A 12,691-nucleotide genomic window follows, 5' to 3' on the forward strand; every position below is an offset into this window, starting at 1 on the left:
TCTTTTGAGTGTTTTTAACGCCAACCGGCATTCAGGTTCGAACGGCAGAAATGAAGCTTTGGGTGCGTGGGTTTTGTGGATTTATTAGTATTTCTTCGGGGCTTCCTGCCTCCACGATCTGCCCGCCGTCCATGAACACCATGCGATTGGAGACTTCGCGAGCGAAGCCCAGTTCATGGGTGACGACGATCATGGTCATGCCGGTCTGCGCCAGATCGCGCATCACCGACAGCACCTCTCCGACCAGTTCCGGGTCGAGTGCCGAAGTGGGTTCATCGAACAGCATCAGCTTGGGGCGCATGGCCAGGGCGCGGGCGATGGCGACACGTTGCTGCTGACCACCCGAGAGTTCGATCGGGTAGCTGTTGCGTTTGTCAGCAAGGCCGACGCGAGCGAGCAGCTCCAGGGCTTCTTCGTTTGCCTCTTTGGGCGAACGCTTGAGCACCTGGCACGGCCCTTCGATGATGTTTTGCAGCACAGTCATGTGCGGAAACAGGTTGAAGCGCTGGAACACCATGCCGGTGGACAGGCGCTGGCGGGCGATCTGGGTTTCGGTGAGTTCGTGCAGTTTGTTGCCGACCACGCGGTAACCCACCAGTTCGCCGTCGACCCACAGGCCACCCTTGTCGATCTTCTCCAACTGGTTGACGCAGCGCAGCAGGGTGCTCTTGCCCGAGCCGGACGGGCCAATGATGCACAGCACTTCACCTTGCTCGACTTCGATGTCGATGTCCTTGAGCGCGTGGTACTGGTCGTAATATTTGTTCAGGCTCACGGCCTTGACGATGCTTCTCATATTCAACTCCTCAAGAACGCTTGCCGGCGCCGCGAGCGAAACGACGCTCCAGACGGCTTTGACCGAAGGACAGGACGGTGACGGTGGCCAGGTACCAGATACCGGCAACGATCAGCAGCTCCATCACGCGGGCGTTGGCGTAATAGATGTTCTGGGCGTTGTAGAGCAGTTCCGAATACTGGATGACGCTCGCCAGCGAGGTCATTTTCACCATGCCAATGAACTCGTTGCCCACCGGCGGAATGATGATCCGCATGGCCTGGGGCAGGATGATCCGGCGCAGCGCTTGCAGGCGCGGCATGCCGATCGACTTGGCGGCTTCGTACTGTCCGGTGTCCACCGACAGCAGGCCGGCACGCACCACTTCAGCGGTGTAAGCGCCCTGGTTGATGCTCAAGCCGAGCAGGGCCGCCACGAACGGCGTCATCAGGCTCACGGTGTCCAGTTCGAACACCCCGGGGATACCAATGGTGGGGAAAATCAGCGCCAGGTTGAACCACAACAGCAGTTGCAGGATCAACGGCGTGCCACGAAACAGCCAGGTGTAGGTCAGTGCCACATAGCGCAGGATCGGGTTGGCCGACATGCGCATGATCGCGGTGATCACGCCGAACACGATGCCCAGCGCCATGGCCAGTACCGCCATGACGATGGTGTTGAGCAAGCCCCACATAATCGCCTGAGACGTGAGGAATTGGCCGATGTACGACCATTCGATCTTGCCCTCGGCGAAGGCCTGCACCAGGCCCAGCAGGGCGACGACGATGACCGCAGCGAAAAACATCCGTCCGTAGTAGCGCCGTGGTACGTGTTGATACTGGGTGATATCGAACTGGTTTTCCGCCAGCTTGCGCTCCGCCTGGAGTCGTTGTGCCTGTGTCTGGCTCATGGTGTTTCTCCGTACACGGGTGATTCAGGTTAAATACAATCCGTGCAGGAGCTGGCAAGCCAGCTCCTGCAGGGTTTTGTGTGGCGGCCGTTAGAGGCGAAAGCCCTGGTAGTTTTCGGTCCACTGCTGTTGCGCGGCGAGGGCGGTTTTCAGGCGGCCGATCTGCTCGCGCACCTGCTGCGGCGCGGTGCCGCCCCAGCCACTGCGGGCGGCGATGGCGGCCTCCAGGGTCAGGCTGTCGCGGACTTCGGGAGTCAGGCGTGGGTCGATCTCGGCCAGCAGCGCCGGGGATGCTTCCCACAGTTCAATGTCGTGTTGCTCACAGGCCTTGACCAGCGCGCCGGTGATTTCGTGGGCTTCCTTGAACGGCACGCCGCGCACCGCCAGCCAATCGGCGACCTCAGTGGCGAGGGTGAAACCCATTGGCGCCTGGCGACGCAGTTCTTCGACGTTGACCGTCATGGTCGCGACCATCCCGGCCATCGCCGGCAACACCAGCAGCAGGGTGTCGACGCTGTCGAGCACGTGATGCTTGTCTTCGCTCAAGTCGCGGTTGTACGACAGGGGCAGGGATTTAAGGGTGGACAGCAGACCGGTCAAGTTGCCGATCAGGCGACCCGCCTTGCCCCGTGCCAGTTCGGCGATGTCCGGGTTCTTCTTCTGCGGCATGATCGAGCTGCCTGTGGCGTAGGCATCGTCCAGCGCGATCCAGCGAAATTGCCGCGATGACCACAGGCAGAATTCTTCGGCGAGGCGGGAAATGTTGACCCCGAGCATGCTGGAGATGAACAGGAATTCGGCAACGTGGTCGCGGCTGGCGACGGCATCGATGGAGTTTTCGCACACCCCGCTGTAACCCATTTCCTGCGCGGATTGCTGTGGCAGGCGGGCGATGGCCGAGCCCGCCATGGCCGCCGCACCGAGTGGCGACAGCGACGTGCGCGCGTCCCAGTCCACCAGACGCTGTACATCGCGCAGCATAGACTGGGCGTGGGCCAGCAGGTGATGGGCGAACACGATCGGCTGCGCCTGCTGCAAGTGGGTGAAGCCGGGGCAGATGCTCTCGACGTGCTGTTCGGCCTGGTTCACTAGCGCCTGTTGCAAGGCCAGCACTTCGACGGCCAGGGTGCGGACGTGATCACGCAGGAACAGTCGCAGGTCGTTGGCTGTCTGGTCATTGCGCGAACGGCCGGCGCGCAGCTTGCCGCCCAGGGCGCCGAGGCGTTCGGTCAGCAGGCGTTCGATGAAGGTGTGGACGTCTTCGTCGTCCAGGGTCGGAGCGATGCTGCCGGCGCGGAAATCGCTGCCAATCTGCTCCAGGGCGTCGAGCATGTTGCGGGTTTCCTGCTCGCTCAACAGGCCTGCGCGCTGCAATTCCCGGGCATGGGCCTTGGAACCGGCGAGGTCATACGGCGTCAGGCGGAAGTAGCGCTCGGGGCAGCGGGAGAGGGCGGCCAAGGCTTGCGAAGGACCACTCTTGAAGCGAGCACCCCAGAGACGGTCGGTGGTTTGAGACATTGTTGTTTTCCTCGTCGGTAACGCGAACTGAAAGGGGTGTGCCAGGCCGCTATGTCGCTGAAAAGTCAGCGAGCGAAATCAGGCCAGGGCAGTTTTCAGGAGGGCAGTTGCAAAGGAGAGAGAACTGATCGAAGTGTCAGCTTTTAATGTTTTGAGATCAGCGATTTGGCACTGATGTTCGGGATTTATTGGCGGTTGCCAAGCCCGGTTTTCTGTGTTCATTATTATTAGGCCAGCTATGTTTTTGTTGTTGAGCACAGATTGATAAATAGAGCGCCAGAGGTAAATAAGCATTATGGAAACCCCACTTTCCAATTCCGGAAACCCGCCGCCGAAAGCGCTGCAACGGGCACCGCTGGCCCTCAGCGGGCTGGACTTCAAACTGCTCAAAGTGTTCAAGGCCGTGGTCGAGGCAGGAGGCTTCAGTGCCGCGCAAAATGAGCTGAATGTGGGGCTGGCAGCCATCAGCAAGCAGATCTCCGACCTGGAGATTCGCATCGGTATGCGCCTCTGTACGCGGGGTCGAGAGGGCTTTCACCTGACCGAGGAGGGGCGTCTGGTGTATCAGGCGTCGATAGACTTATTTGCCTCGGTCGATAACTTTCGCGACCGGCTTAGTTCGGCGCAAAACGAACTTGTCGGGGATCTTGGTATAGGGGTAATTGATAATACGATCACAGACGAAAAATCACCGTTAGTTGCCGCGCTTAGGCGTATGAACGAAGAGTCTCCGAAGGTGAGGTTTCAACTTCAGGCCGCGCAACTTGATGAGGTTGAAAGAGGTGTCGTGGAAGGGCGGTTAGTGGCGGGAGTTGTGCCGGTTTATCAAAAGCGTGAAGAATTTGATTACTACCCGCTATACGAAGAACGCTCGGAGGTTTATTGCGCGCTCGGCCACCCGCTGTTCACCATGGCGGACGCGGATCTGGGGAGTCACGTACTCAAGGATTACCAGTGCATCAACCATCGCTACGCGATTCATCGTGACAAACTGGAATTTGCCCACTACGACAGCTTTTCCGCTTCGGCCACCCAGGTGGAGGCCGTTGCGCTGCTGATCAAAACGGGGCGTTTCGTGGGTTTCCTGCCGCAGCATTATGCCGCCCCGATGGTCGCGCAGGGGGAGTTGCGCGCGGTGTGCCCGAACCTGATCAACATCGTCACGCCGTTCAGTCTGATCCTGCGCCATAACACGGTACGCAGCCCTTTGGTGAAGGCCTTTGTCCAGGCACTGGGCGTGGATTTAAAAGCCTCGGTTTGATTGTTCAGCGCATTGAACGTCAAATACGAAAACGGGCAGTCAATGCGGATGATTGACCTGGGTTAAGCGTTTCAGCACTTTCAATAACACCGAACCGTTTTATCGAAATGTCCGCTCAGTATTACTTGTAGAGTTCCCAGTGGCGTGCAGTGAAGAGCGGGATATTCGCTTCGATCGAACATCACACCAGCAGGCGCCGCACACTTCGCAGTCCCTGGATCGACTCGATGATGACCGGTTGCAAGTTTTACTCAATATTGATTAAAAACTTGCTCGCCTTGGCGAATTTACTATCCCGCACGACGCGGGTCGTGCGTGCAGCCACCGTTCCAGAAACTCGGCTCAGGGCGACAGCAAACGCCAGCTTTCAGTGATCTCCCGCGCCAGGCGCTTCAGGCGGGAAACCCTGGGCACTTTGGGGCAAATTGCTCCCACCAACCTTCGCGGCTGGGCTGCTGCTGATAGGTCTGCACCTTATCCGCCGCACTGCCCAACAACTCACTCACTGTCGATCCGCGTTTCGCCACGTACGCATCCAGCTCCTCGATGGCATTGCTCAACACCTCATAGCCCCCGGTGAACACCGCCGAAGTCATTTCGGTGGCGCAAGCCCCGGCCAATAGGAAGCGCGCGACATCCAGGCCGCTGCGTGCCCCGTTGGTGGCGATCAGTGGGTAGTCGTCGGCCATTGCCCTGCGCGTCTGCATCACCCAACGGGCAGTGAGTGGCAGTGCCCAGGCGCCACCGATCGCGGCGCTGGTGCCGAGCAAGGGCAGGCCGGTTTCCAGGTCGGGTAGAAAACCCATGAAGCGGCCCATCATCACCACGCTATCGGCTCCGCCTCGACGCGCTGCCTGCGCGAGGCCAACCACATCTTCGCTTTGCCCGGTGAGCTTGATCCACAGGGGCAGGGTGGTTGCTTCGCGCAAGCGGCGCACGATGGCTTCGATTCGCGCGGCGCCTCGTTCCAGCACGATGGCGCCCTTGGCGGCCTCTTCGCCGTGGGGTGCGCCGATGTTCAGTTCCAGCACTCGCAGGCCGGCCTGTTCGATGCGTTGGGCGAATGCGGCGCATTGTTCCAGATCGCTGAGGATCAGGCTGGGAATGACGTAGGCATCCTGCAGGCGGGCTTCGCGGTCGAGCATCGCCAGTTCCTGCAGCCATTCCTCGAAGTCACGCTGTACCAGGCCGGAACGGCCGAACAGGCTGGCGTCGGCCGGCGGCTGGAAGTTCCAGGGCAGGCGGTTCCACTGGGCGTCGAGCAATACGTAGTCGGTCTTGTCCAGTTGCTCCTTGGCCGCTGTCGATTCGTTGGTGGACTTGGCCACTACCGCACCGGCGCCGCTGGCCAGTGCGGCGCGGATGGCGTCGGCGGTTATGGTCTGCTCACCGGCCCCGCAGATCACCGGGTTTTTCAGGGTCAGTTGGCCGATGGTGGTTATCAGGCGTGTCATGTCTGTAGCCTCACAGATTCATCAGGCGGGCGGCGTTGCCGGAGGTCAGCTTGCGGATGTCCGCATCGCTGAATTCCAGGTCGATCAACTGGCCGATCACGTTGCGAAAGCCGTCGGCGATGCCCGGGTTGCCTTGCTGGCCCAGGTCGGAGCCGAGGATGGTCAGGTCGACAGTGCCGGCCTCGATCACTTCACGCAGGAAGGTGTCGTCGTAGAACTTGAACTTGGACCCCGGTACCCACATGCACATTGAGTGCTCCATGAACACGCCGTCGCGGGCCAGTTGACGCATGTCGTCCAGGGTCGCGTCCACCACGTAGGTCGGGTGGTTGACCAGCAGGCGCTTGACCCCGCGCAGGCGTGCTTCCTCGAACAGCGGCCAGACCTCGCGGATGTTCAGATGACCTGCCGAGAGCACCACGTCTTTTGCGGCGATCAGGTCTAGGATGGCCTTGACCTCGTCTTTCAGGCGGCCTTCATCGTCGAGCACGGTCAGCGGAATGGGTTGCAGCATGCGTTGGGTGGTCTGCGGGAATTTCTCGACGAACTTCTTATCCTGCTGGTGATGGGCGATGTGGTTGGCCGAGGAGAACGTCGGCATCCAGACCAGTTTTGCGCCGAGGGTCAGGCCATGTTCCACGGCATGAACATTCAGCCCGCCGACAGAGTTGTTCAGTGGTACGCCGGACAGCATGTGCACGTCCAGTTCACTGAAGTGTTTGTTCAACAGGTGGGTCACTGGCGTGCAACTGTAGTAGTGGTCCTTGAGCAGCACAGCCTTCAGGCCCGCTTCAGACGCTTCGCGCATGGCTTCGACGTGGTCGCAGTAACGCGGCATGACCGACGGGCCGCTGTGGCAATGCAGGTCGATGGCGCCCTTGAGCAGGTCGGCAATGTGCGCCTGGCGTTCTGCGCTGATTGGGGTGTCGATGATGGCATTCATGGAAAGTCTCTCTTGTTGTGGTGCGGGTCAGCGGGCCGACCCGTGGAATTGACGGACGTGCTGGCTCCAGCCGGCGCGCAGCAGCGCCTGGTCGGAACCGAGAATGAAAAAGCTCACGCCGCGCGCGGCGAAGCGTTCGAGGTCTTCGAGGTTGGCGACGAACATGCCGGTGGGTTTGCCGGCCGTCTCGGCGGCGTCGAGCACACGGCTGACGGCGTCCTCGACCCGAGGGTCGTCCAGCTGTTCGGCACCCAGGGAAACACTCAGATCGGCGCGCCCGACCAGCAAGCAGTCGATGCGCTCAATGCGCGCCAGTTCGTCAAGGTGGTCCAACGCTTCGCGATCTTCAATCTGGGCGATCACCGCATGGCGGCCATCCTCGGCCAGCAGATGCTCGGGCAGACTGGCGCGGCCGTAGCCACCGGCGCGGGGCGAGTTGGAGAAACCCCGGCTGCCGTTGCGGTAGTACAGCGCCTGCAGCACCGCGTTGGCTTGATCGGCGCTGATGATGTGCGGCAATACCAGGCCGTCGGCACCCAGGTCCAGGGCCTGCTGCAATGTCGCGGGGTGCTTGTCCGGCACCCGCACCAGGCCTGCGGTGCGGGCCGCACGGCAGGCCAGCAGGCTGATGTCGAGGGCGGCGGCATCGAACGGCGCGTGCTCGGCATCGAGCACTACTGCGTCCAGTCCGGAGTCGCCGGCAATTTCGATCACTGCGTGGCTGGGCGTCTTGATAAAGGTGCTGAGCAGTCGCTCGCCCTGGCGCAGACGGCTGGTGAAGTTCATGCCGGCTCGCCTTTGGCCGGGGTGAATTCCGCGTCCTGGTAGTCGATCAGATGGCGGTAGTCGTCGCGGATTGGCGAGAACACATCGAGGTTCATCACCACTTCGTCGCCCAGCGGCTCGGCGTAATGCACCACGTGCGGCGGGATGCGGATCATGCTGCCCGGGCCGCCTTCGACCACTTCGTCGTCCAGGTGAAAGCGCACCCGGCCCTGCACGATGATCACCAGTTGCTCGAAGGTGTGGCTGTGCGGGAACACGTCCATCCCCGGGGTCAGCCAGTTCATCACGCACAAGGTGTCGTCGCCGCGAAAGGCAACGCGCTCGACGCCTTTGCGCACGGTTTCGCGGGGCAGGTCATTCCAGTTGTGAAGCAGGGCCTGGGCGAGACTCATCGGGGTATCTCCGTTTCTTTTATAAGAATGCTGTTTCGTTGTGAGATAAACCTACGCTGGCGTTCGGGGCCCGGTCAAGTGACTTTTTCGACCTTGACAGCGGTTCCTTGTCGACCCTAGGATTGTGTCGTACAAAAAAACAACGTTTCTACAAAAGAAACAAATTAAAGGAAGTGCCGTCCATGCGAGTCATAGAATCCCTGTTGATCGACGGGCAGTGGTCAGCCGGCAATCACCCGCGCCGCGCCGATGTATTCAACCCTGCCAACGGCGAGGTGATCGCCCAGCTGAGCCTGGCCAGTTCCGCCGATCTGGATCGCGCGCTGGCTGCTGCCGCACGCGGCTTCGAGGTGTGGCGCAAGACGTCGGCCTATGAGCGCTCAAAAGTGCTGCGCCGCGCTGCGGATCTGGTGCGCGAGCGTGCCGACGAGATCGCCGCACTGATCACCCTCGAGCAAGGCAAGCCCCTGGCTGAAGCGCGCATGGAAGCCTTTGGCGCCGGTGACCATATCGATTGGTACGCCGAAGAAGGTCGTCGCGCCTACGGCCGGGTGATCCCGGCGCGGGCCAGCGGCGTACGGCAGATGGTGCTGCGCGAGCCGATCGGCCCGGTCGCGGCGTTCAGCCCATGGAACTTCCCGGTCAGCCAACTGGTGCGCAAGATCGCCGGTGGATTGGCAGCCGGCTGCTCGATCATCGCCAAGGGCCCGGAAGAAGCGCCGTCTTCGTGCATCGAACTGTGCCGTGCCTTTCAGGATGCCGGCGTGCCTGCGGGCGTGCTGAACCTGGTGTTCGGTGTGCCGGCAGAGGTGTCGGATCAGTTGATCCGCTCGGAGATCATCCGCAAGGTGTCTTTTACCGGTTCCGTGCCGGTCGGCCGTGCGCTCGGTGCCCTCGCGGGCCAGTACCTCAAGCGCTGCACCCTGGAGCTGGGTGGTCATGCTCCGTTTATCGTATGCGACGACGTCGACGTTGACGCGGTCGCCACCCTGGGGGCCAACCTCAAGTTCCGCAACGGTGGGCAGATCTGCGCGTCGCCAACCCGCTTCTATGTGCAGGCCAGCATCTATGAGCGCTTCGTCGAAACCTTCTGTCGCGTCAGCGCCAGCCTGAAGCTCGGCGATGGCCAGGACGCGAGCACCCAACTCGGCCCCCTGGCCAACCCGCGTCGGGTAACGGCGGCCCAGGAGTATGTCGACGACGCTTTGGCCGTCGGCGCGCAACTGCGCCTCGGTGGGCAGGGCGGCGAGGGCGCAGGCTTTTACTACCCGGCGACCGTGCTAACCGAAGTACCGGAAAACGCCCGGATCATGAGCGAAGAGCCGTTCGCGCCGATTGCCTCGATCGTAGCCTTCGACACCCTGGAAGCAGTAATCGCCAAGGCCAACGGCCTGCCATTTGGCCTTGCGGCATTTGCCTTCACCCGTTCGGTGCAGCGCGCCACATTGCTGGCCGACGAGTTGCAGTCGGGCATGGTCTCGATCAACCACTTTGGCCTCGCCGCGCCAGAAACGCCGTTCGGTGGCGTCAAGGACAGCGGCTACGGCAGTGAAGGTGGCAGCGAAGGGCTGGACGCCTACTTCACCACCAAGTTCGTCAGTCAGGTCGGCTGATTCGTCTTCACCCAGAGAACAACAAGAATGGAAACCTTCGATTACATCGTGATCGGAGCTGGATCGGCCGGCTGTGCGCTCAGCGCACGGTTGGCCCAGGCGGGCAAGCAAGTGCTGCTGCTCGAAGCCGGTCCGGCGGACAATCACCCCTACGTGCACATTCCCGGCACCTTTATCCGCGTGCACGGCACCCGGCGCACCTGGATGTACCGCACTGAGCCCGAGCCCCATGTCAACCAGCGCGAAGTGTTCATTCCCCAGGGTCGCACCCTGGGCGGCGGCAGCTCGGTCAACGCGATGATCTACATTCGCGGCCAGGCCGAAGATTATGAAGAATGGAAAAATGCCGGTTGCCAGGGCTGGGGCTGGTCGGATGTGCTGCCAGTGTTCCGCCGCTGTGAAGCCAATGCCCGACTGGGTGGGCAATTGCACGGCCAACAGGGGCCGCTGAAGGTCAGCGACCCACGGCACAAGCATTTCCTCAGTCGCGCCTTTGTCACGGCGGCTGTCGAAGCGGGCGTGCCGGCCACCGATGACTTCAACGGTGCCAGGCAGGAAGGTGCCGGTTTCTACCAGACCACTACCGCCGATGGGCGCCGCGCCAGTTCAGCTGTGTCGTACCTGCGGCCGCTACGCAAGAATCCCAACCTTAAGGTCATGACGGGTATCCACGTCAGCCGTTTGCAGTTCGACGGTTTGCGGGTGGTGGGCGTGCAGGCACAGGATGAGGCCGGCCGCGGCTTGAGTTTCCGCGCCCGTGGCGAAGTGATCGTCAGCGCCGGGGCCATCGCTTCGCCGAAGCTGCTGATGCTCTCCGGGATCGGCCCGCGTGAGCATTTGCAGGCAATGGGCATCGACGTGCGGGTGGACGCCCCCGAAGTCGGCGAGAACTTCCAGGACCACCTCAGCGCCTCGGTCTACGCCCAGACCCGCCAGCCGTCGAGCCTGCTGGGGCACGACCGTGGCCTGCGCGCCATCGGCCATGGCCTGAAATACCTGGCCACGCGCCACGGCCTGCTGAGCTCCAACGTGGTGGAAAGCGGAGCGTTCGTCGATGCCACCGGCTGTGGTCGGCCGGACGTGCAATTTCATGTGGTGCCGGCACTGGTCGGCGATATCGACCGCATGCCGCCGGCCGGTCATGGCATTTCCGTCAACCCTTGTGCGCTGCGCCCGCGTTCCCGAGGCCGTCTGCGCCTGAAAAGCGCCGACCCGCTGGCGCAGGTGGCGCTCAACGCCAACTACCTGAGTGATCCCGAGGACATGCGCACCCTGGTTGCCGGAGTGAAGCTGGCCCGCAAGATCTTGCGCGCGCCGGCACTGGCCAATGTGGTCGAACGCATGCTGATGCTGCCGGAAAGCGACGACGTGCCCGACACGGTGTTCGAAGACTACGTACGCACCGTCGCCAAGACCGTATTCCATCCCGCCGGTACCTGCCGGATGGGCTCGGACGCTGCCGCCGTGGTCGACCCAACACTGCGCGTGCGCGGCGTGCAGGGGCTGCGGGTGGCTGATGCGTCGATCATGCCGACGATCGTCAGTGGCAACACCAATGCGCCTTGCATCATGATCGGCGAGCGCTGCGCCGATTTCATCCTGTCGGCTCAGGCCTGATAGGGCTCGCTTCACCAACACAACAATTACAAAAAGGGTACTGCGATGAAGCTCATAGCCCGTAACACGTTCGACAACGAGCAGGACAGCGTGCTGTACAACCGCATCGCCTGGCGGTTGCTGCCGTTCCTGTTCGTGCTCTACATCATTGCCTTTCTCGACCGGGTCAACGTCGGTTTTGCCAAGCTGCAGATGTCGGCCGATATCGGGCTGAGCGACATGGCCTTCGGCTTCGGCGCCGGGGTGTTTTTCATCGGCTACTGCCTGTGCGAGATCCCCAGCAATATGATGCTGCAACGGGTCGGGGCACGGTTCTGGATCACCCGGATCATGGTGATGTGGGGGATCCTGTCGGTGTCGATGATGTTCGTGCAGACGCCGAACCAGTTCTACGTCATGCGCTTTCTGCTCGGCATGGCCGAGGCTGGGTTTTATCCGGGGGTGGTGTTGTACATGACCTACTGGTTTCCCTCGTATGCCCGTTCCCAGGCCATGGCCTGGTTCAACCTGGGGATTGCCATGGCCGGAGTGCTGGGCAGTCCGTTATCGGGCTGGATCATGCAGACCTTCGCGGGCGTCCATGGGCTTGCCGGCTGGCAATGGTTGTTCCTGATCGAGGGCACGCCGGCGGTGATTCTCGGCATCGTGGTGTTCTTCTATTTGGATGATCGTCCGGGCAATGTCCACTGGCTGAGCCCTGAACAGAACCAGCGGGTGGTGCGTCAACTGGCGGCGCAGCGTCAGGAGCAGGAGCACGCGGGGGCCGGGCACAACTTCCGTGCGGCGTTCGTCAACAAGGACCTGTGGCGATTGATCTATGTGAACTTTGCCTTGTTGTGCGGCACTTATGGCGTGAGCTTCTGGCTGCCGCAGATCGTGCAGGGGCTGGGCATCAAGAGCCTGACCCACACCGGCCTGATCGCAGCGATTCCTTTTGCGGTCGCGTCGGTGGTGATGCTGGTGGTCAGCCGACATTCGGACCGCACCCGCGAGCGGCGTTGGCACGGCACCCTGTGCAACCTGGCCTCGGCAGCGGGCCTGGCGATAGCGGCGTTTTTCCACGATCAGCCGGTGCTTTCGTTGGCCGGCTTGAGCCTGGCGATGTCCGGTGGCCTGGCCGGGTTCTGCGTGCTCTGGGCTTTGCCTGGCGTATTGCTGACCGGTACTGCGGCAGCGGCCGGTATTGCGCTGATCGCCACTATCGGCAATCTGGGCGGCTACGCCAGCCCGTTCATGATGGGCTGGGTGAAGCAGGGTAGCGGGCACTTGGAGTACGGCTTGTATGTGCTGGCGGTAATGACCCTGCTGGGTGCCTACACAATGTTCTCGGTGAAGCTGCCGCAACAGGATCGCGCCAAGGTTGCAGCGGAGCCTGCCAGTATTTGATGTCGTAGACCAACACAAGCGTTTCGCCGAGCGATA

At 61.8% G+C, this 12,691-nt stretch carries 11 protein-coding genes; 4 read left to right on the plus strand and 7 right to left on the minus strand.

The window, feature by feature from the left end; translation table 11 throughout:
- Nucleotides 1-31 precede the first annotated feature (31 nt).
- The 3 genes from NR126_RS12770 to argH form a co-directional block, all read right to left on the minus strand.
- Nucleotides 32-796, minus strand: a complete 765-nt coding sequence (locus tag NR126_RS12770; RefSeq protein ID WP_027616346.1) for an amino acid ABC transporter ATP-binding protein — start codon at nucleotides 794-796, stop codon at nucleotides 32-34.
- 10 nt (nucleotides 797-806) lie between these two features.
- Nucleotides 807-1,685 carry an amino acid ABC transporter permease gene (locus tag NR126_RS12775; protein WP_027616347.1) on the minus strand — a complete coding sequence of 293 codons (879 nt, stop codon included), beginning with the start codon at nucleotides 1,683-1,685 and terminating at the stop codon, nucleotides 807-809.
- 90 nt (nucleotides 1,686-1,775) lie between these two features.
- Nucleotides 1,776-3,203 (minus strand): argininosuccinate lyase, encoded by a 1,428-nt coding sequence (argH, locus tag NR126_RS12780; protein WP_105754592.1) that lies wholly within the window; start codon nucleotides 3,201-3,203, stop codon nucleotides 1,776-1,778.
- A 295-nt stretch (nucleotides 3,204-3,498) separates the two neighbouring features.
- Here argH and NR126_RS12785 point away from each other — a divergent pair, with 295 nt between their 5' ends.
- On the plus strand, nucleotides 3,499-4,464 hold the full coding sequence (locus tag NR126_RS12785; protein WP_027616349.1) for a LysR family transcriptional regulator: 966 nt from the start codon (nucleotides 3,499-3,501) through the stop codon (nucleotides 4,462-4,464).
- A 392-nt stretch (nucleotides 4,465-4,856) separates the two neighbouring features.
- Here NR126_RS12785 and NR126_RS12790 read toward each other — a convergent pair whose 3' ends face one another.
- From NR126_RS12790 to NR126_RS12805, 4 genes are read right to left on the minus strand one after another with little or no spacing between them, the layout of a single operon-like run.
- Entirely contained in the window at nucleotides 4,857-5,918 is a 1,062-nt protein-coding gene (locus tag NR126_RS12790; RefSeq protein ID WP_027616350.1) for a dihydroorotate dehydrogenase, read from the minus strand.
- A gap of 10 nt (nucleotides 5,919-5,928) precedes the next feature.
- The gene (locus NR126_RS12795; protein ID WP_256830361.1) at nucleotides 5,929-6,861 is read right to left on the minus strand and encodes a DUF6282 family protein; all 933 of its coding nucleotides are present in this window, start codon (nucleotides 6,859-6,861) and stop codon (nucleotides 5,929-5,931) included.
- A 27-nt stretch (nucleotides 6,862-6,888) separates the two neighbouring features.
- Nucleotides 6,889-7,647 carry an HpcH/HpaI aldolase/citrate lyase family protein gene (locus NR126_RS12800; protein ID WP_027616352.1) on the minus strand — a complete coding sequence of 253 codons (759 nt, stop codon included), beginning with the start codon at nucleotides 7,645-7,647 and terminating at the stop codon, nucleotides 6,889-6,891.
- Entirely contained in the window at nucleotides 7,644-8,039 is a 396-nt protein-coding gene (locus NR126_RS12805) for a cupin domain-containing protein (RefSeq protein WP_027616353.1), read from the minus strand. Before NR126_RS12805 ends, NR126_RS12800 begins: the two co-directional genes overlap by 4 nt.
- 182 nt (nucleotides 8,040-8,221) lie before the next feature.
- On the opposite strand from NR126_RS12805, the gene NR126_RS12810 reads away from it, so the two are divergent.
- The 3 genes from NR126_RS12810 to NR126_RS12820 are packed head-to-tail and all read left to right on the plus strand — an operon-like array spanning nucleotide 8,222 to nucleotide 12,655.
- Nucleotides 8,222-9,652 (plus strand): NAD-dependent succinate-semialdehyde dehydrogenase, encoded by a 1,431-nt coding sequence (locus NR126_RS12810; protein WP_256830363.1) that lies wholly within the window; start codon nucleotides 8,222-8,224, stop codon nucleotides 9,650-9,652.
- Nucleotides 9,653-9,679: 27 nt separating this feature from the next.
- On the plus strand, nucleotides 9,680-11,269 hold the full coding sequence (locus NR126_RS12815; protein WP_027616355.1) for a GMC family oxidoreductase: 1,590 nt from the start codon (nucleotides 9,680-9,682) through the stop codon (nucleotides 11,267-11,269).
- Between the two features lie 45 nt (nucleotides 11,270-11,314).
- Nucleotides 11,315-12,655, plus strand: a complete 1,341-nt coding sequence (locus tag NR126_RS12820; RefSeq protein WP_027616356.1) for an MFS transporter — start codon at nucleotides 11,315-11,317, stop codon at nucleotides 12,653-12,655.
- Nucleotides 12,656-12,691: the final 36 nt, after the last annotated feature.

It is taken from the genome of Pseudomonas sp. Pse1 (assembly GCF_024519635.1).
Lineage (GTDB): Bacteria > Pseudomonadota > Gammaproteobacteria > Pseudomonadales > Pseudomonadaceae > Aquipseudomonas.